The 19,302-nt window shown below is 36.5% G+C and carries 15 protein-coding genes; 7 read left to right on the plus strand and 8 right to left on the minus strand.

Annotation, left to right across the window (positions count from 1 at the left end; translation table 11 throughout):
- The first annotated feature begins 41 nt into the window (after window positions 1-41).
- Window positions 42-2,954, plus strand: a complete 2,913-nt coding sequence (locus ACH2AZ_RS01390; protein WP_394906302.1) for an FAD-binding and (Fe-S)-binding domain-containing protein — start codon at window positions 42-44, stop codon at window positions 2,952-2,954.
- 14 nt (window positions 2,955-2,968) lie between these two features.
- Here ACH2AZ_RS01390 and ACH2AZ_RS01395 read toward each other — a convergent pair whose 3' ends face one another.
- Window positions 2,969-3,784 (minus strand): hypothetical protein, encoded by an 816-nt coding sequence (locus ACH2AZ_RS01395; protein ID WP_394906303.1) that lies wholly within the window; start codon window positions 3,782-3,784, stop codon window positions 2,969-2,971.
- Window positions 3,785-3,918: 134 nt separating this feature from the next.
- Between ACH2AZ_RS01395 and aroC the strand changes: the two genes are divergently transcribed.
- The 4 genes from aroC to ACH2AZ_RS01415 all read left to right on the plus strand — a co-directional run bounded on the left by aroC (window position 3,919) and on the right by ACH2AZ_RS01415 (window position 8,406).
- Window positions 3,919-4,980 carry a chorismate synthase gene (aroC, locus tag ACH2AZ_RS01400; protein WP_394906304.1) on the plus strand — a complete coding sequence of 354 codons (1,062 nt, stop codon included), beginning with the start codon at window positions 3,919-3,921 and terminating at the stop codon, window positions 4,978-4,980.
- Between the two features lie 13 nt (window positions 4,981-4,993).
- Complete coding sequence (locus ACH2AZ_RS01405; protein WP_394906305.1) at window positions 4,994-6,298, plus strand: dicarboxylate/amino acid:cation symporter; 1,305 nt, start codon at window positions 4,994-4,996, stop codon at window positions 6,296-6,298.
- A 70-nt stretch (window positions 6,299-6,368) separates the two neighbouring features.
- Complete coding sequence (locus tag ACH2AZ_RS01410) at window positions 6,369-7,484, plus strand: lamin tail domain-containing protein (protein WP_394906306.1); 1,116 nt, start codon at window positions 6,369-6,371, stop codon at window positions 7,482-7,484.
- 1 nt (window position 7,485) lies between these two features.
- The gene (locus ACH2AZ_RS01415; protein WP_394906307.1) at window positions 7,486-8,406 is read left to right on the plus strand and encodes a hypothetical protein; all 921 of its coding nucleotides are present in this window, start codon (window positions 7,486-7,488) and stop codon (window positions 8,404-8,406) included.
- A gap of 63 nt (window positions 8,407-8,469) precedes the next feature.
- Here ACH2AZ_RS01415 and ACH2AZ_RS01420 read toward each other — a convergent pair whose 3' ends face one another.
- Together ACH2AZ_RS01420 and ACH2AZ_RS01425 are read right to left on the minus strand one after the other, a co-directional pair.
- Window positions 8,470-8,886: a thiol-disulfide oxidoreductase DCC family protein gene (locus ACH2AZ_RS01420; protein ID WP_394906308.1), complete on the minus strand. Its 417-nt coding sequence runs from the start codon at window positions 8,884-8,886 to the stop codon at window positions 8,470-8,472.
- On the minus strand, window positions 8,883-11,066 hold the full coding sequence (locus tag ACH2AZ_RS01425) for a DNA mismatch repair protein MutS (protein WP_394906309.1): 2,184 nt from the start codon (window positions 11,064-11,066) through the stop codon (window positions 8,883-8,885). The genes ACH2AZ_RS01420 and ACH2AZ_RS01425 overlap by 4 nt, the downstream gene beginning before the upstream one ends.
- Before the next feature lie 45 nt (window positions 11,067-11,111).
- Here ACH2AZ_RS01425 and ACH2AZ_RS01430 point away from each other — a divergent pair, with 45 nt between their 5' ends.
- Window positions 11,112-11,777, plus strand: a complete 666-nt coding sequence (locus ACH2AZ_RS01430) for a uracil-DNA glycosylase (protein WP_394906310.1) — start codon at window positions 11,112-11,114, stop codon at window positions 11,775-11,777.
- Window positions 11,778-11,950: 173 nt separating this feature from the next.
- Here the strand turns inward: ACH2AZ_RS01430 and ACH2AZ_RS01435 are convergent, their stop codons facing one another.
- The 5 genes from ACH2AZ_RS01435 to ACH2AZ_RS01455 form a co-directional block, all read right to left on the minus strand.
- On the minus strand, window positions 11,951-12,799 hold the full coding sequence (locus tag ACH2AZ_RS01435) for a substrate-binding domain-containing protein (RefSeq protein WP_379044452.1): 849 nt from the start codon (window positions 12,797-12,799) through the stop codon (window positions 11,951-11,953).
- Window positions 12,796-14,850 carry a polyphosphate kinase 1 gene (gene ppk1, locus ACH2AZ_RS01440; protein WP_394906311.1) on the minus strand — a complete coding sequence of 685 codons (2,055 nt, stop codon included), beginning with the start codon at window positions 14,848-14,850 and terminating at the stop codon, window positions 12,796-12,798. Before ppk1 ends, ACH2AZ_RS01435 begins: the two co-directional genes overlap by 4 nt.
- A gap of 61 nt (window positions 14,851-14,911) precedes the next feature.
- A complete protein-coding gene (locus ACH2AZ_RS01445; protein WP_394906312.1) occupies window positions 14,912-15,793 on the minus strand; it encodes a nucleoside phosphorylase in 882 nt (293 codons plus the stop codon).
- Between the two features lie 12 nt (window positions 15,794-15,805).
- Window positions 15,806-16,138 carry a translation initiation factor gene (locus ACH2AZ_RS01450; RefSeq protein WP_394906313.1) on the minus strand — a complete coding sequence of 111 codons (333 nt, stop codon included), beginning with the start codon at window positions 16,136-16,138 and terminating at the stop codon, window positions 15,806-15,808.
- Between the two features lie 2 nt (window positions 16,139-16,140).
- A complete protein-coding gene (locus ACH2AZ_RS01455; RefSeq protein WP_394906314.1) occupies window positions 16,141-17,100 on the minus strand; it encodes an isopenicillin N synthase family dioxygenase in 960 nt (319 codons plus the stop codon).
- Between the two features lie 149 nt (window positions 17,101-17,249).
- Here ACH2AZ_RS01455 and ACH2AZ_RS01460 point away from each other — a divergent pair, with 149 nt between their 5' ends.
- Complete coding sequence (locus tag ACH2AZ_RS01460; protein WP_394906315.1) at window positions 17,250-19,229, plus strand: thiamine pyrophosphate-dependent enzyme; 1,980 nt, start codon at window positions 17,250-17,252, stop codon at window positions 19,227-19,229.
- Window positions 19,230-19,302: the final 73 nt, after the last annotated feature.

The following is a 19,302-nucleotide window of genomic DNA, read 5'->3' on the forward strand; positions in this document are numbered from 1 at the left end:
TTTTTATTCAAATATATATATTTGGCTAATACTTGGGACATATGAAAAGTTTAAAAAAATCACAATTGTTAGTTTTGCAAGATTCCTTAGAAGGTGAAATTTATACTGGTGATTTATACAAAAAAATATATGCTACCGATGCCTCTGTATATAGAGAAATTCCTTTGGCTGTGGCTTTTCCTAAAAGCGATGCCGATGTAGTTTTACTGATTAAATTTGCGCAAAAAAATAAAATTGCGGTAATACCTCGTGCTGCAGGTACATCCTTAGCAGGTCAAACAACAGGAAAAGGCATAGTAATTGACTGTTCCCGATACCTTAATCGCGTTATAGAAATCAACGCTGAACAAAAAAAAGCCGTGGTGCAGGGTGGGGTAGTGCGAGATGAATTGAATCAGCTTTTAAAACCGTATCAACTTTTTTTTGGTCCAAATACAAGTACCTCCAACCGCTGTACAATAGCCGGAATGATTGGTAATAATAGTAGTGGTACCACCTCTATTCAATATGGTACCACACGCGATAAACTGATTGCATTAAAGGTAGTTTTACATACCGGGCAAGTGATCCGCTTAACATCAAAAAATGTAACCGAGCTCCAACACCTGCAACAGGACCAGACTTGGGAGGGTAATTTATATCGACAAATATTAAGTTTATTACAAAATACAAATAATCAAAAGAATATTCGGGAAGTTTATCCCCATCCTGAAATTCATAGACGCAATATGGGATATGCTCTCGATATCCTATTGAATCAAAAGCCTTTTAATGAAAAGGGTGAATCATTTAATTTAGCTAAATTAATTTGTGGTAGCGAGGGTACTTTAGCTTTTATTTTGGAGGCTGAATTGGCTTTAGATAATTTACCTCCCGCTAATGAGGCTCTGCTGGCAGTACATTTCTATAATGTGACCGATGCGCTTGAGGCTGTAGAAACGACCATGCAGTCGAATTTGTACATGTGTGAGTTGATGGATAAAACTATTTTAGATTGTACAAAAGGTCATCTTACTTATCAAGCGAGTAGATTTTTTATACAAGGTGACCCTGGAGCCATATTGCTATGTGAGCTGCGAAGTGATTCACCAGAAAGCCTTCAAAAGCAATTGAATGTTTTACAAGAAAAACTTAACCAACAAACAAGAGCTTATGCCTCGCCTGTTTTATATAACGAAGATATTCTTAAAGCAATTGAATTGCGAAAAGCGGGCTTAGGTTTATTGGCTAATCTAAAATCAAATAAGAAGGCAGTGGCTTGTATTGAAGATACAGCAGTACGCTTAACCGATCTAGCTTCCTATATTAAGGACTTCACTGCCATTATGAATAAATATCAGCAACAAGCTGTTTATTATGCTCATGCCGGAGCGGGGGAGTTACATTTAAGGCCAATATTAGATCTAAAGCAAAAAGAAGATATTGTGTTGTTTGAAAAAATAACCCGTGAAGTAGCCTTATTGGTAAAGCGATACCGTGGTTCCTTTAGTGGTGAACACGGAGACGGCAGAGTGCGTTCTCCTTTTTTACCCGAAATTTTAGGACCCCAAGTAATGAATTTATTGCAACAGGTTAAAGTATGGTTCGATCCAGATAATATCTTTAATCCGCATAAAATCATTCAGCCAAAAGCAATGACGCAAAATTTAAGGTATGATATTGCCCAGGCAAAACCTGCTCAATTGCATACAATGTTCAATTTTGGTCGTGAATTTTTGAAAGAGGTTGAGCAATGTAATGGTAGTGGTGACTGCCGAAAGGGAATAGGAGCAGGTGGAGTAATGTGCCCGAGTTATCGGGCTACCAAAAACGAGCGAGATACCACCCGGGCAAGGGCCAATTTGTTACGTGAGTTATTGACCTATCCAGACAAAAAAAATCCGCTAAGCAATAAGGCAGTAAAAGAAGTATTAAGTTTATGCGTTAGTTGTAAAGCCTGTAAAAAAGAGTGTCCATCAAATGTAGATTTGGCTACCTTTAAAAGCGAGGCCTTGTTTCATTATTATAATAGCAATGCTAGACCTTTATCAGATTATGTTTTTGCTTATCAGCATAAATTGCTTAAAGCTTCCAAGTCGTTCAATTGGTTTATCCAAGTTAGTTGGTTTCAAAAATTTTTAAAAAAAGGTTTAGCAATCGCTCCTGAACGGGAATTGCCTTTGACTGCGAAGAAATCGCTAAGGGCAATGCTTAAAAATAGGCATAAGCAACAAATTTCAAATCAACAACCAACGCCTGTTTATTTATTTATTGATGAATTTACAGATTTGCTTGATCCTACAATAGGTTTTACAGCTTTGAAATTATTGGAAAGATTAGGCTATGATGTGGTTGTAACTGCCCATAAAGCTAGTGGACGCGCATTTTTATCTAAGGGCTTTCTTAAGCAAGCCAAAAAACTGGCCGTTTTTAATGTAAATCACTTTACAGAGATAATGCCTCACAATGCAGTATTAGTGGGTATAGAACCAAGTGCTATTTTAACTTTTAGAGATGAGTATATTAAACTGCATCCTAATCCAAAAAAAGCTAAGAAACTTGCTTTAAAAACTTTTTTATTAGAGGAATTTCTGGCAAAAGAAATCGATAGAGGACATATAAAGACTACTGCATTTTCTAAAGAAAAAAAGACGATTAAGATTCACACGCATTGCCATCAAAAAGCTTTAGGACAGTCTCAAGACACCTTTAAAATACTAAATTTACCAAAAAACTATTCCGTAAAGTTAATGGCAACAGGATGTTGTGGCATGGCGGGTTCATTTGGCTATGAAAAAGAAAATTATGCCATAAGTTTAAAAATGGCCGAGCAAAACCTAATGGGAAAATTAAAAAATTTAGATAAAGAAACCCTAATTGTGGCTAATGGTACAAGTTGCCGAGAACAGATTAAACATTGCAGCCCTATAAAAGCAAAGCACCCCATAGAGGTGCTTTATAATGCTCTTTTATAATAATCTACTTGCTTTTACTTAAAGTAATAGTTCACTATAGTTTGAGAAGAACTTTGTGATCCGTTAGTAGGAAAATTAGGCGCTATTTGTCCTAAAGAATCACTAAAATTATAATTTAAATCGCTTTCGCTAAAAATAAGACCAATGTCTTCTGCAAAGAAATTCACTTGGGTAAATACCTCTTGTTGGGGTAAGATATTTACGGGAATAAATAAATTGGCATCAATTTTCAATTCTAACACCAAAGATGTCTTTAAGATATCCTCATACGTAATATCGCCGGCATTAAATTGGTCGATAAAAGCATTTTGAATGGTTTTTAATTCTACATCAATTGTAACCGGTACAGAAGAGCCTTCAAGTACAATAGTTTGGTCAAGTTGTTGTTTAACGCTTGATAAAACGCCTCCTGTAGACTTGTTTTTATCGTAAATAATTAGGTTTTGTATGGGTATGTTTAAATCAGTACCGGCGTCTAATCCGTCAGGGTTAAAAGAAAAATTACCATTATAAATCAATTGCCCGTTTGATTTTGTTAAGGTACCTCGACTTAAAATACCAGTGGCTACACCTTGATTGATATCGCCTTCTAAACTAGAAGTAAAACCAAAACGGTTATCTCCTAAGGCATTAGCGGTTAATTCTTCTATAATTTTATTCTCGGCAAGGCCTGCAATTTCGTCGGTATCCTTATTTTCATACTCCCAAACATAATTATTGGACAAAGGAAAATAGTTTCCAGAATTTACATCGTTTACGTTATCCTCGTCTGAAGAACAACTGGCTAAAGCTAGGCCTAAAAAACCAAGCAAAACAAATTTTAATCGCATCGTTTCATATTTTATAAGTACAAATTTAATTAAAATTTACCGATAAACATCTAGTAGTAATCACTTCTTAATGAATGAGATTGTTTTTAGGTTTGAATTTAAGCATTAAAAAATTACATTTGTAAAAATTGACTATGGCAGGAAATACTTTTGGCAACTTGTTTAAATTGACCACTTTTGGCGAATCTCACGGAGAGGCGCTTGGAGGTATTCTAGAGGGTTGCCCTACTGGTGTTAGTATAGATGAAAATTTTATTGCAGACGAACTTGCCCGACGCAAACCTGGTCAATCTGCCATAACCACCCAGCGCAAAGAACAAGATAAAGTACATTTTTATTCGGGTATTTTTGAGGGCAAAACCACTGGTACGCCTATCGGTTTTGTCATTTACAACACCAACCAGAAGTCAAAAGATTACGATCATATAAAGTCGGTTTATCGTCCCAGTCACGCTGATTTTACCTACGATAAAAAATATGGCATTCGCGATTATCGCGGTGGAGGCCGCTCAAGTGCCAGAGAAACGGCTTGTCGTGTGGTAGGGGGTGCTATCGCCAAGTTGTATTTAAAAAACATCTCATTTTTTGCCTATACCACTCAGGTAGGATCCATTCAATTGGATGCAAACGAAGGCCTAAATAGGGAGGAACGTGAAAAAAATCCGGTAAGGGTGCCTCACGCTCAAAAAGCAATGGAGATGGAGCGTCTAATTAAAAAAATACGTAAAGAGGGAGATACTATTGGGGGTATTGTGGCTTGTGAAATAAAGGGACTTCCTGCCGGATTAGGCGAGCCGGTTTTTGATAAACTGCACGCTCAACTGGGAAAAGCAATGCTATCAATCAACGCGGTAAAAGGCTTTGAAATAGGAAGTGGTTTTGCAGCGGCTACCATGCGCGGTTCAGAGCATAACGATCTTTTTAATACCGATTTAAGTACCCAAACCAATTATAGTGGCGGCGTACAAGGTGGTATTAGCAACGGTATGCCCATTCACTTTAGGGTTGCTTTTAAACCTGTTGCCACACTTATGCAAAAACAAAACACGGTAGATACCAACCAAAAAGCGGTGGTTATGCAAGGCAAGGGTAGACACGACCCTTGTGTGGTTCCGCGGGCCGTTCCTATAATTGAAGCGATGGCAGCATTGGTCGTTGCCGATTTTGATTTGTTACAAAAAAGATTTACTAAATAATAATTTATATTTAATGAAAAAACTTGCACTGCATTGGCAAATTATTATCGGTATGGTGGCCGGTGTGCTTTTTGCCTTAGTACTTAGTAATTTTGGTTGGGGACCCACTTTTATACAGGATTGGATAAAACCTTTTGGAAACATTTTTATCAATGCTTTGAAACTAATTGCGGTACCCTTAATATTAGCTTCTCTGATTAAAGGAGTATCAGATTTGAAAGATATATCAAAACTCTCCCAAATGGGCTTGCGTACTATTTTAACCTATGTGTTAACCACGGTTATAGCGGTAAGTATAGGTTTGGGTGCAGTGAATTTAATTAAGCCCGGACATAGCATCACCGAAGAAACTCGAGAAGAATTGATTGCCAATTATGATGGCGATGCCGAATTAAAACGTAAAGACGCACAAAAACAAAAAGAAGCGGGTCCGTTGCAAGCTCTTGAAGATATTGTACCCTCTAACATCGTAGGTGCGGCCGGGAAGAATGAAAATATGCTGCAGGTTATTTTCTTTGCCATCTTTTTTGGTATCGGACTCATTTTAATTCCTGAAAAACAAGCGCAACCCGTGAAAGATTTCTTTGACGGATTTAATGAGGTGATTCTTAAAATGATAGATATCATTATGCTTTTTGCTCCCTATGGAGTTTTTGCGCTATTAGCAGCCTTGGTAGTCGAGTCACCTAGCACCGATTTATTTGCCGCTTTGGGTATGTATACGCTCACAGTAATCTTAGGCTTGCTGCTCATGATCTGTTTTTATATCCTCATTGTATGGTTATTCACCAAACGCTCGCCTAAGTTTTTTGTAGATGGCATCTCACCTGCACAATTATTGGCATTTTCAACCAGTTCTAGCGCGGCAACCTTACCGGTAACTATGGAGAGGGTAGAAGAGCACTTAGGAGTTGAAAAAGAGGTGAGTAGTTTTGTTTTGCCTATAGGAGCTACCATTAATATGGATGGTACAAGCTTATACCAAGCCGTTGCGGCTGTTTTTATTGCACAAGCTTTTGGTATGGATTTAAGTTTGGGTGCCCAATTAGGCATAATTGCTACCGCTACTTTGGCATCAATTGGCTCGGCTGCGGTGCCGGGTGCTGGTATGGTTATGCTGGTGATTGTTTTGGCTCAAGCGGGTATTCCAGAAGCTGGCTTAGCGCTTATTTTTGCGGTAGATAGACCCTTAGACATGTGCAGAACAACGGTAAATGTGACTGGAGATGCTTCGGTTTCTATGCTAGTAGCCAAAGCAGTAGGAAAATTAAAAGACCACCCCGTTGTAAAAAATTGGGATGATAATTATAAGAAATAACCGCTTAGCAAGAAGCATTTTCTTTATTAATTAATAAAATTTATATCTTTACAGCTGTAATTCAGGATTTATGAAAAAAATACTACCCTTTATTTTATGCAATCTGCTGGCTTTGGCAAGTTTTGCGCAAATAGGAATTAATACCGATAGTCCAAGCCCGGCGGCTGCACTTGAAATAAAAAGCAGTTACAATAATAAAAATTATGGCGGCTTGTTGATTCCTACAGTAGACGCTACCGAGCGCGATAAGATCTCGGACAAAGCCACCACTGCCGACGGAGGCATGCTTATTTATTATGTAGAAGGCAACACGCGTTGTTTACAAATCTATGATGGAATAAACGGCAGTTGGGCAGACGTATATTGTATGCCAACCAACTATGCTCCCACCGCGAGCAATGTGTTTATCTCAGGTATAATTGAAGACACGCAAACTTTAACGGCAAATTACACCTATAGTGATATTGAAAATGATGCAGAGGGAGCCACTACTTTTGAATGGTTTATTGCCGATGACGCTCAAGGAACCAATACAACTTCTTTAGGGGTAACAACCACTGCTACCTACACCCTGCAAACGGCAGATGTAAGTAAATTTATCTTTGTACGCGTAACCCCTGTTGCCTCAGCAGGAGAATTTATTGGTAGCCCAGTAGATTCACCATTACGTGGCCCTATAAAAGCTGCAGGCGGCGTAGCCAGCGATTTGTTTATATCTGAGTATGTAGAAGGAAGTAGTAACAATAAAATTATAGAAATTGCCAATTTCACTGGGCAAGATGTAAATTTAAGTGAATATCACCTTAGAATATTTAGACAGAAAGGTAACCTCACAGGTCCAATTTCTCTAACATCTAACACGATAATAGACGGTGATGTTTTTGTTATGGCTAATAATGCGAATGTTTTAGCCACTGGAGAGGTTGACACCCAAACAGGCAGTCTTAATTTCAATGGTGATGATTCGGTTTTATTGTATTATGAACCCTTAGGAGGAACAGAAACCTTAATTGATATTATAGGTCCAGATTCATTAATAAACCCTGGTAATGATAACCCAATTTTTGCTCAGAACGTTACTTTACGAAGAAAACTTGGTTTTGGTCCAAGTACGACTTATGACGATAATGACTTTGATAGCTTTGCTGAAGACGACGCATCAGGTATAGGTTCACACACTTATTAATATGAAAAAATTATATTACATTTTTATATTATTATTGGGCAATATGGCAGCGGCTCAAGTAGGTTTTAATACCGATAATCCTTCTACGGCTAGTACCCTGCATATTGAAGCAGAATATAGTGCTGGGGTATTTGGCGGTTTAAAGTTACCAGTAGTCACCCTAAATCAAAGAAATAATATAAAAGTCGATGCTGAAACTATGCGCGACGATGGTTTAATGGTGTATGTTCACGATGAAATTAGCAACACCTACTGCTGGCAAATTTATGATGCCAAAATAGGAGAGTGGCATAACATTCAATGCTTTACCAAAACTTGTGTTGGCGCAGCTTTGTTTACAGATGATTTTGAAGCTTATGCTTTAGGTACTGGAATTACTGGTACAAACTCTGCCAGTGGTGATTACCCTACTACCAATTTTATATTAACTAGTTTTACTGTTGGTACTAGTACAGCGAGCCATCCTGGAACGCTAGTTGATGCCGATGATTATGCTAAGGTTGCAGGTATTTCTAACGATAAATATTTATCTTTTAGAGATACTGGGGGGCCATTACGCTATACCACCCAACCAGCGATTGATATTGTGGGCTACGCTAATGTAGGTTTTAGTTTAGACATTAGCTCAACCAACAGCCTAGAATACGATGATGCCAACCATACCGGTGATTTTAACTGTACCGGAGGCAATGATTATGTTGATGTAGAATATTCTCTTGACGGTGGTCTAACCTATATCGAAGTACCTAATTATAACGGTCAAGGTAACGCCAATCATACTTTTATAGGTGATATACCCCCAACAACCCTTAGCGTGAGTAATTTAGTAGGGAGTAGTTTAATTATAAGGGTACGGGTACAAAACAATGAGGATACAGAATATATTTCTATAGATAACGTGAGCGTTACTTGTGGAAATTAACTTTCTTTAGACAAAATCTGCTTGCGAATGCAAGCAGATTTTTTTTGAACTTATTTAAACTATTTATAAAAATTTAGCGGTTTCCTGTTCAGTAGGCAATCTGCAAGTATTTTTTTTTCCGAACCAACGGTATCGGTTTTTAGCTACAATATCATAAATCATATTTCTAAAACCTGAAGGCAGAAATTTAAAATAACTTATTACTTTCGGCCAACCCTTTAATTCGGCTGCTATTGCTAAGGCGGCATCAGATTTTATTTCATAAGTATTTCCTGGATCAATATATACGATAGAATCAATTTTTTGCGTATCTATTCCGCGCTCAGCGAGCAATTGCATTCCCAAATCGCTTTGTAGAGAAGCAAACCGAAAAACGTCTTTGGTATCCCGCTTTATAATAAAATCTACACTAGTGTTGCAAAGATTACAAACGCCATCAAACAAAATAATTTTTTTATTTACTGGTAATTCCTTTCTCATTTTTTTGCTTTTTGAACTAACTCTAATTGTTTTAGAGGAGTTTCGGTGGTAAACATTCCGTAATTTACCAATGCTTTTCCTTTTTCGATACGGTCTATAGTACCAATAGAACGACTGCCTTCTAAACGCACCCGATCATTAATACCAAAAGATGCCAATTGCTTTACCGTATTCTCTTTTGCTTTTTTCTCTTCTTTCTTTTTTTCTTCTTTTTTCTTCTGTCTTATTTTCTCTATTTTTTGCTGCGCTTCTTGTGCCAATTTCTTTTTAGCTGCAGCCTGTTTTTGCTTTTCCTTTTTATTGGCTTTTTTGCGCTTAGAATTTTCTATAGCCACTAGTTTAAGAAATTCTGCTACCATTTCTTTTTTCTTCTTGTTTTCAAAGAATCCTTTGGCTAAATCTTCAAATTTTTGACCTAAATAAATTAACTTTTGGTTACCATCATATAGCTCTTGAAAACCCTCTAACTTTTCCTGAATGCGTTTGTTAGTTTCATCCAGTTTTTGTTTTTCCTTTTGCGCTACAAGTTCTTTTTCTTTAAGTGAGGTGGTAGTTTTAACCAATTTTGAGCGTTCTTGTTGCAATTTAGCGATGCTTTTATCAAAACGCAATTTACCACGTTCAACCTTCTTTTTAGAGCGGTTGATTAAACTAAAAGGGATACCATTTTTTTGTGCTACTTCAAAAGTAAAAGAACTTCCTGCTTCACCCAAATGCAATTTAAACCGAGGTTCTAAAGTTTTTGCATCAAAAAGCATATTGGCATTGCTAATCCCTGGCGTTTCTTGGGCCATTCGTTTTAAATTGGCATAATGGGTAGTTATAATACCATAAGACTTTTTCTCATAAAAAACCTCTAAAAAGGTTTCGGCTAATGCACCACCCAATTCAGGATCACTTCCCGTTCCAAATTCATCGATTAAAAACAAAGTATGCGCATCGCATTGCTTTAAAAAATATCGCATATTTTTTAGTCGATATGAGTAAGTACTCAAGTGGTTTTCAATACTTTGATTGTCGCCAATATCGGTTAAAACTTTATTAAAAAAGCACATTCGTGAATATTCGTGAACAGGAACCAACATACCAGCCTGTAACATCAACTGTAAAAGGCCAACGGTTTTTAAGGTAATACTTTTACCGCCCGCATTGGGTCCCGAGATAACTACGATATGATTTTGTTCATTTAATTGAATACTTTGCGGATAGGTTTTGGCTCCCTTAGCCTGATTGCTAAGTAATAGTAACGGATGATACGCCTCCTTTAAATCTAATTCTTGATCTTCAGAAAGAATAGGTAAAACGCCGTTCATGCGCTTGGCATATTTTACCTTTGCCGCAGTTAAATCTATAAAACTTAAAAAATCCTGATAGGCTTTTAACAGCTTTACATGCGGCCTTATGGTATTGGTCAATGTTTTTAAGATGCGTCTGATTTCTTCTTTTTCTTCAAACACTAAATTGCCTAATTCCCGTTCAAGATTCAAAGTGCGTTCGGGCTGAATATATATGATACTTCCCGTTTTAGAGCTCCCTAGCACAGCGCCTTTCACTTTTTTTCTATGCATAGCCGTTACCGCTAAAACCCGAATGTTATCGACTACACTTTCTTTAATATCGGCTAAAAAGCCCAAAGAATTATAATGTCCTAGTGCAGAATTAAAACTACTGTTTAATTGGCCTTGAACGGCTTGAATAGAGCGTCTAACTTGTTGTAGCAGGGCAGAAGCCTCACTGCGTACTTCTCCGTATTCATCAACAATAGCCGATATGTCTTGCTCTATTTGAGTAGTATAATAAACCTCCTGACTGCGCTGGTACAAATTAGGGTAAAGTTCTTGATATTTGTGGAAATACCTAAGCTGAATATTTGTGGTTTGTGCCAAAGAAAAAATCTTTCGAAAACCCAGCAATTCCAAAACACTATTTTCTAGCTTCAATAGCTTAATTTCTTTGTCTACCGCATCAAAGCCGTGATTAGGAACGGGTTTCTCTTCAAAAGCCGAAGATTTGTATTCTTGGGTTTGAAATAGCGACTGCTTACTAGCTTCAACGCTAGGATAGGGTTTTAAATTTAAAGCTAAATCTTTACCATTACTGGTAATACAAGCCTCGGCAAGTTGTTCGCCAATTTGATTAAACTCTAAATCTGTTAGTGTTTTTTCTGAAATCTTAATCATAGTTTTTCTACATTCGTAGTCGGTACAAATTTAAATAAATTATTGATGGAATTTACCTTAAGTGAGCGATGGACAAAGGTATTGGAAAAAGAATTTACAAAAGATTACTTTACGGATTTAACTTCATTTTTAAATGATGTTTATCACAACAAAACTTGTTACCCTGCTCAAGAATCTATTTTTAGAGCATTTGATTTGTGCGATTTTAATGAAACTAGGGTAGTTATCTTAGGGCAAGACCCTTATCACGGGCCTGGCCAAGCCGATGGATTGGCTTTTTCTGTACCCAATGGTATAAAGGCACCTCCTAGTTTGCGCAACATAATTAAAGAAATCGAGGAGGATATACAAGCAAAACCTCATATCACAACCGATTTAAGTGCGTGGGCGCAGCAAGGTGTACTTTTGTTAAACGCAAGTTTAAGCGTAGAAGAGAAAAAACCCGGTAGCCACTTAAAAATGGGGTGGGAGCAATTTACAGATGCTTGTATACAAGCTATTTCTAAAGAAAAAAGTGGTGTAATTTTTATGCTCTGGGGCGGATTTGCACAGAAAAAGAAAAAATTAATAGATGTTGAAAAACACCATATACTCATCAGCGGACATCCTTCTCCTTTAAGTGCCAATAGAGGCTATTGGTTTGGAAACAAGCATTTTAGTAAAGCTAACGAAATTTTAATCCGTAAAGGAGAAAATCCTATACAATGGTAGATTATTCAACACCATACTTTTCGGCGTCTGGCTGCTTCTCCAATTTATTTCTGCTGAAAAGAAATAAAATCAAATTTAAAAACAACAATACTGCTAAAACAATTAAAAAAACGATCATAATCTCTGGCCTTTACTCACTAGATGCAAAAAAGGCGCAAAGGTTGCGTTAATTTTTAAACTACACAAATATCTTGATGTTTGGAACTTGAATTTATTAAACCTAAGGCTAATAACTCTTTTTGAATTTCCTCTAATTCAGCCTCACTTAATTTATTTTGACTCCACTCCGTTTGATTAAGCCATTTTTCAACATCCGTTTTATCGAGTTTATATTTTTCGGCAATTTCATCGACTAAATCGGTTTGTTCTTTCAAATCGGCTGATAGTTGATTAATCACATTTAGAAGACTTTCAAGTAAGTCTTTATTATTTTGTATGAATGCTTCTTTTGCTACCAATACAAAACATGGCCAAGGCGTTGGGATGTCTCCCAGGCGTCTAAAAATTTTTTGATCTACAAAAGGCTTAGTTGTAAAATGTTCCCATAAAAAATACTGGGCTTGATCTTGGGGTAGGGCTTTTAAGGCTCCGTTTAAGTTCTTTACGTTTTCGAACGTTAACTTTTCTAAATCCCAATTTTGTTGTTTGGCATGCACAAAAGCCATGAGATGACTACCCGAACCACGTCGGCTTATGGCAGCTTTCTTACCCCTCAACTGGTCTACATTGGTAAAAGTAGAATTCTCAGCCACGTGAATTCCCCACATTAGTGGCGTATCAACAAATTTTTGTAAAATTTGAAAGGGGTAGTTTTGTTCTATAGCCTGTATAGCACTTTCGGTAAGCATAATGGCAATATTTATGTCATCATTGGCTAGTGATTCAATTAATTGGCCCGAACCACCATAGAAGTCTTCCCACACCACCTTAATGTCTTTAGATTTAAATTTTCCCTGCTCCATTGCTTTATGCCAAGGAAAGTTGAAATGCTCGGGCACACCACCTATTTTTATTTCTTTCATGCTTTGTGTTTTTCTTTTAAATAGGCATAAATTTCAACCTGTGAACGTATTGGTTTTTCTCCTCTATCTCTGGTAACATACCTATTATCTTCCAAGTAATCTTGAATACGTGCTTTTTGATTATCTTGAAATTGTAAATTTAATATTTCACGTAGCTCCTTAAAAATAGATGCATCAATTATTGGTAAAAGTACTTCGATACGCCTATCTAAGTTACGCTCCATCCAATCTGCACTACCCATATACATTTTAGGATTCCCATTATTATGAAAAACATAAATTCTACCGTGTTCTAAATAATTATCAAGAATACTGGTTATATAAATATTTTCGCTAAGTCCTTTTACTCCTGCACGCAGACAAGTAAATCCGCGTACCAGCAACCTTACCTTTACACCGCTTTGGCTCGCTCTATAAAGTAAATTAATAATTTCTTGATCTTCAAGTGAATTTAGTTTAGCTTCTATTTTGGCTTCATTACCCGCCCGTGCGTTATCAATTTCTTGCAATATTAATTGCGTAAAGGTTCTGCGCGTGTTGAACGGAGAAATGAGTAGGTGATTCGCCCGGGGTATAATCAATTCTCCTTCAAGAACTTTAAATAATCTATCCAATTCTTTTGTGGCTTTTTCTTGAGCGGTAAAAATACCATGATCACAATAGATTTTACTGGTTTCGCTATTAAAATTACCGGTACCTATGTAGGCATAGCGGCATTTCTCACCATTTTCAATTCGGTTGATTAGAAAAACCTTAGAATGTACTTTAATTTTAGGATAACTATAAATCACCTTGGCTCCTAATTTTTCAAATTTTCGCCCCCAAATGATATTGTTTTCTTCGTCAAAACGTGCTTTAGCTTCAATAAAAACCGTAACCGTTATGCCATTTTTAATTGCTTTAATCAAAGAGCTGGTTAGTTTAGATTCATCGGCAACACGGTAAAGAGATATTTTAATATCGGTAACCGATTGGTCTTGGGCGGCTTGTTCTAAGAATTCTTCAACTACAGTAAAATCCATATAAGGAAAATGAACCAAAACATCTTTGTTTTGCACCACTTTAAAGTAATCTTCCTGATTAAGAAAAGCTTTGTGCTTCAAAGGCTTTAATTTCTCTTTTTTTAAATTTAGCTTATTTTCAGGAATAGGAAAATCAAAGAAATCACTAAAGTTATGGTAACGGCCACCAGGCATTAGGTCTACTTTACCTAATTGAAGATGCTTACGCAAGGCTTTTAAGGGCTTTTGAGGAATGGTGGCATCGTAGAGTAGGCGAGTAGGTTGCCCATTGGTGCGTTGAGCTAAAGAATCATATATTTTTTCGGCTAATTCACCATCATATTTGTCTTCAATGTATAATTCAGCATCACGCGACATTTTTATTTCGTAAATCCCTTCAATTTGTTCTCCAGGGAATACCTCATTCATCTTCAATCTTATAATATCATCGATAAACGTTATATAATAGCCTTTACTTTTATCATTAAAAACATAAAACCTACCGAAATCTGGAAAGGGTATATTGACAAGACCTGCGTTATTATCTCCCTTAAAATTTACAAAGAAATATATGGTGTCGTTTTCTAAGAAAACAGGCTTTTCTTCGTTAAAGGAAATAATTTGAGCAACTAATTTAGGTTTAAGTACGTTTTGAAACAGTAGCTTTGCTTCATTAGTTTGTTTTGGATTATAATCTTTCTCATTTAATAGAAATATTCCATTTTGAGCCAAATCGGGTATTATTTCATCGTGAAAAACTTCACCAAAATCGGCTTGCATGGTTTTAACCTTGGTTAAAATTTGCTTTACCTTTTTGTTGGGTTTAAAGACCAATTTTTTTCGTAAACTTTTCTCAACTTTTTTAATTTGGCGCAACTGAGAAACCCGAACTCTAAAATACTCATCTAAATTAGAGGAAAAAATCGCCAAAAACTTAATGCGTTCATATAACGGATTCACACGGTCTTGGGCTTCTTGCAAAACGCGCTTATTAAAATTTAGCCAATCTAAGTCCCTGTGTTTATAATTTTCGTCGTGGCTTTCTTTCATTTTTTGAATTTGCTCAAAACTACTAATAAAAAGGAGGGGATATTTTTAATAGTATGTTAAATCAGTTTAGTTTTACCAATTGGTTAAGCGTGTATAAAATAAGCTTATCTACACTTTCTTTGGGTTGTTCACTAAAATTACCCGTTGCCCTATTGGCTATTATTGCATTGATTGCTGCGGCTCTGTGGCCTAATATTTTACTTAGCCCAAAAATGGCACTGGTTTCCATTTCAAGATTGGTGATTATTTCATTATCGCACTTGAATTCGACCAATTGATCTATAAAACTAGGATCCTGCAATTTTGCGCGAAGCACACGTCCCTGCGGACCGTAAAACCCTACATTTGACCCTGTGATTCCCAATTTAATACCTTGGCCTTCAGCTAAAAGCTTTACAACCTGCTCATCGCCATCAATAATATACGGTTTAGGTTTACCCGGGTGAATTTTTAAGTGATTTTGGATGGCTTCCGTAAAGCTAGGATTAATTGCCTTGTCGCTTTCATAATAAAAAATCAAACCATCAAAACCCAATCCTTTTTCAGAAACAACAAAAGAATCAACTGGTATACTCTTTTGTATAGATCCAGAAGTACCAATACGCACAAAAGTCAATTGTTTATGTTCTGATTTAGGAGTACGCGTTTCTAGATTAATATTGGCAAGTGCATCGAGCTCATTGAGCACTATATCTATATTATCTGTACCTATACCAGTAGATATAACGGTAAATCGTTTTCCTTTGTATGTGCCTGTTTTGGTGTGAAATTCTCGTTTATCAACGCAGTACTCTAGGTTATCAAAATGCTTTGCTACTCGGTTAACCCGATTAGGATCACCTACCGTTATTATGGTATCGGCTATTTGATGGGGTAGTAAATTGAGGTGATAAACGCTACCATCGGGATTTAAAATTAATTCACTTTCTTTAATTGCTTCCATTTTAATTCTTTATTATCCGCCTACGCGCTTTACATTAAACCCCCTTTGTTTAAGTGATTCCATGATTTGAGGTCGGTAATCACCTTGTATAATAATTTCTTCATTTTTAAAAGAGCCGCCTACACCCAGTTGAGTTTTTAGCTCTTTTGCTAATTGCTTAAAGTCTTCTTGTGCTCCAGTATACCCCGAGATAATGGTAACAGGTTTGCCTTTTCTTTTTTCATATTTACACAATAATGGCTCTTCTTGAAGCCACAAACCATCAGGCTCTTCTTTAGGCTCATCATCATTTTTCTCGGGTTGATGATCGGGGAATAATTTTTTTAATTGATCTTCTAAATCCATATTTATTTTTTATCAATAAGACCAATTTCAACTAAGCGTTGGTGTAAAAACTCACCAGCGGTAATATCTTCGTACTGCTTAGGATTATCTTCATTCACACATTCCTCCAGGCAATTTAGCTTCATGCTACTTTTAGGATGCATAAAAAAGGGAATTGAGTATCTTGGTTTGTCCCATTCTTCTTTAGGCGGATTAATAACTCGGTGAATAGTTGAGCGCAACTTGTTATTGGTATGGCGTTCTAGCATATCACCAACATTTATCACTAATTCATCCTCTTTAGGTATTGCGTCTATCCATTGTCCATCTTTTCTTAAAACTTGTAAGCCACCTGTAGAAGCACCCATTAACAGCGTAATTAAGTTAATATCACCATGGGCACCTGCTCTTACTGCACCCTTTGGTTCACTTGTAATAGGCGGATAGTGAATAGGTCTTAAAATACTATTTCCATCCTGTACCCATTGGTCAAAATAATGCTCGTCTAACCCGATGTATAAAGCCAAGGCTCTAAGTACATAAATACCAGTTTTTTCAAGCATTCTATAAGCTTCCATTCCGGTTTTATTAAAATCTTGTAATTCTTTCACTTCTACATTTTCAGGATACTCTTCTTCTAACTGGTCAGGATCTGTTGGCTCTTGCCCAAAATGCCAAAACTCTTTTAAATCGCCTTCTTTTTTACCTTTAGCATGCTCCTTTCCAAAAGATATATACCCGCGTTGGCCGCCTAAACCTTCAATCTCATATTTCTGTTTTACCGCTAAAGGCAGATCAAAAAATGCTTTAACTTCTTTGTAAAGTTCTTTTACTAAATCATCGCTAAGAAAATGATTACTTAAAGAAACAAAGCCTATTTCTTCATAAGCTTTACCTATTTCCTGAACAAATTTTTCTTTCCTTTTAGGATCATCACTGATGAAATCTGCCAAATTAACGCTAGGTATATTCGTGTATGCCATGATTATTCTATTTAAAAATGAATACACAAATATATTAAAATTATAAGGATAAAAAGGCGAGATAATTAATTTGGAAGAAACCTAGCAACTTTCAAATATCTTTATAAATTTGATATTGATTTTTTAAAAAGAATTTTACGAAATAATATATGGATTTTTCAAATCATAATCTCACTCCTGATGAGCTTAAAAAGCTTTATGTTAAAATGCTAAAGCCAAGGCTGATAGAGGAAAAAATGCTTATTTTATTAAGGCAAGGCAAAATATCAAAATGGTTTAGCGGTATTGGTCAAGAAGCTATCTCTGTTGGCGTTACGCTAAGTTTAAAGCAAGATGAATATATTTTACCTATGCATAGAAATCTTGGCGTCTTTACTTCTAAAGAAGTGCCCTTAAAACGATTATTTGCACAATGGCAAGGTAAGGCTAGTGGGTTTACCAAAGGGAGAGATCGCAGTTTTCATTTTGGCACGCAAGAGTATAAAATTATTGGAATGATTTCTCATTTAGGGCCGCAATTAGGCGTAGCCGATGGTATTGCACTAGCACATAAAATAAGAAAAGAGCAGAAGGTTACAGCCGTATTTACTGGAGAAGGAGCCACCAGTGAGGGTGATTTTCACGAAGCATTAAACATTGCCTCAGTTTGGAGTTTGCCCGTTTTGTTTTGTATAGAAAATAATGGCTACGGACTATCTACGCCTGTTGCAGAACAATATAATTGTAAAGATTTAGCTGACCGCGGAATAGGTTACGGAATGGAATCTCATATTATTGATGGAAACAATATTATTGAAGTTTATACGCAAGTTTCAGCTTTAGCTGAAAGCATCCGTAAAAACCCCAGACCAGTATTATTAGAATTTAAGACTTTTAGAATGCGCGGTCACGAAGAAGCTAGTGGCACCAAATACGTACCGAAATCTTTAATGGATGCGTGGTCTAAGAAAGATCCCATCGAGAACTTTAAAACCTATTTACTTAAAACCGGTGTTTTAAACCAACAAGAAATTGAACATCAAGAAGATCTTATTAAAGCCGAAATTAATCAGCATCTTGAAATTGCAAATGCAGAAGCGCCAATTCAATCAACAATTGATAATGAGTTAGCAGATGTCTTTGCAGCCCACGATTCCAATATTACAGCACCCAAGACCAATATTAAAGAAGAAATGCGCTTTGTAGATGCCATTTCATTAGGTTTGAAACAAAGTATGCAAAAATATGAAAACAGCATTATCATGGGGCAAGATATTGCCGATTATGGAGGTGTTTTTAAAATAACCGAAGGCTTTTTACAATTATTTGGTAAAGATCGGGTACGCAATACGCCTATTTGTGAATCAGGAATTGTAAGTACGGCAATGGGATTATCTATAAATGGTTATAAGAGTATAGTTGAAATGCAATTTGCAGATTTTGTAAGTTCAGGATTTAATCCCATTGTAAATTATTTGGCTAAGGTTAATTATAGGTGGCAACAAAATGCAGATGTTGTTATACGTATGCCTTGCGGCGCAGGTGTAGGTGCCGGACCTTTTCATAGTCAAACCAACGAAGCTTGGTTCACCAAAACTCCAGGTTTAAAAGTTATTTATCCGGCCTTCCCTTACGATGCCAAAGGCCTTCTGGCGGCGGCTATCGAAGACCCTAACCCGGTAATGTTTTTTGAACACAAGGCGTTGTATCGCAGTATTCGTCAAGAAGTTCCGACAGATTATTATAGCTTACCCATAGGAGAAGCCTCTGTTTTAACAAATGGGGATGATGTAAGTATCATAACCTTTGGTGCTGGTGTTCACTGGGCTATTGAATGCCTAGATAAAATGAAGAACCTTTCGGCGGATTTAATTGATTTACGTTGTTTGCAACCATTAGATTGGAATACCATTTTTGAATCTGTCAAGAAAACAGGAAAAGTTCTAATTTTACAAGAAGACACTAAGTTTGGAGGTATAGCATCAGATATTTCGGCAACTATAACAGAAAATTGCTTTGAATATTTAGACGCACCTATTGCTAGAGTTGCAGGTTTAGACACTCCTGTCCCGTTTGCGAGCGAATTAGAAGAGAATTTCTTAGCTAAAAAAAGATTAGTAGAAAGCCTTGAAAAACTAATTGCTTATTAATAGCATTTTAACAAATTATAGTTAAAAAATATTAATTTATTAGAAGCCATTAGCAGCTTAGGGTATATTTGGA

Origin of the sequence: uncultured Mesonia sp., assembly GCA_947499595.1 — a bacterium.
Classification (GTDB): Bacteria; Bacteroidota; Bacteroidia; order Flavobacteriales; family Flavobacteriaceae; genus Mesonia; species Mesonia sediminis.

What these genes read in the sequence shown, in the direction of transcription:
- ACH2AZ_RS01430 (WP_394906310.1), top strand. Translation starts at nt 11,112, where the DNA reads ATGGAATTTACCTTAAGTGAGCGATGGACAAAGGTATTGGAAAAAGAA.
- ACH2AZ_RS01405 (WP_394906305.1), top strand. Translation starts at nt 4,994, where the DNA reads ATGAAAAAACTTGCACTGCATTGGCAAATTATTATCGGTATGGTGGCC.
- ACH2AZ_RS01415 (WP_394906307.1), top strand. Translation starts at nt 7,486, where the DNA reads ATGAAAAAATTATATTACATTTTTATATTATTATTGGGCAATATGGCA.
- ACH2AZ_RS01425 (WP_394906309.1), bottom strand. Translation starts at nt 11,066, where the DNA reads ATGATTAAGATTTCAGAAAAAACACTAACAGATTTAGAGTTTAATCAA.
- ACH2AZ_RS01395 (WP_394906303.1), bottom strand. Translation starts at nt 3,784, where the DNA reads ATGCGATTAAAATTTGTTTTGCTTGGTTTTTTAGGCCTAGCTTTAGCC.
- ACH2AZ_RS01455 (WP_394906314.1), bottom strand. Translation starts at nt 17,100, where the DNA reads ATGGCATACACGAATATACCTAGCGTTAATTTGGCAGATTTCATCAGT.
- ACH2AZ_RS01435 (WP_379044452.1), bottom strand. Translation starts at nt 12,799, where the DNA reads ATGAAAGAAATAAAAATAGGTGGTGTGCCCGAGCATTTCAACTTTCCT.
- ACH2AZ_RS01420 (WP_394906308.1), bottom strand. Translation starts at nt 8,886, where the DNA reads ATGAGAAAGGAATTACCAGTAAATAAAAAAATTATTTTGTTTGATGGC.
- ACH2AZ_RS01450 (WP_394906313.1), bottom strand. Translation starts at nt 16,138, where the DNA reads ATGGATTTAGAAGATCAATTAAAAAAATTATTCCCCGATCATCAACCC.
- ACH2AZ_RS01390 (WP_394906302.1), top strand. Translation starts at nt 42, where the DNA reads ATGAAAAGTTTAAAAAAATCACAATTGTTAGTTTTGCAAGATTCCTTA.
- ACH2AZ_RS01410 (WP_394906306.1), top strand. Translation starts at nt 6,369, where the DNA reads ATGAAAAAAATACTACCCTTTATTTTATGCAATCTGCTGGCTTTGGCA.
- ACH2AZ_RS01460 (WP_394906315.1), top strand. Translation starts at nt 17,250, where the DNA reads ATGGATTTTTCAAATCATAATCTCACTCCTGATGAGCTTAAAAAGCTT.
- ACH2AZ_RS01445 (WP_394906312.1), bottom strand. Translation starts at nt 15,793, where the DNA reads ATGGAAGCAATTAAAGAAAGTGAATTAATTTTAAATCCCGATGGTAGC.
- ppk1 (WP_394906311.1), bottom strand. Translation starts at nt 14,850, where the DNA reads ATGAAAGAAAGCCACGACGAAAATTATAAACACAGGGACTTAGATTGG.
- aroC (WP_394906304.1), top strand. Translation starts at nt 3,919, where the DNA reads ATGGCAGGAAATACTTTTGGCAACTTGTTTAAATTGACCACTTTTGGC.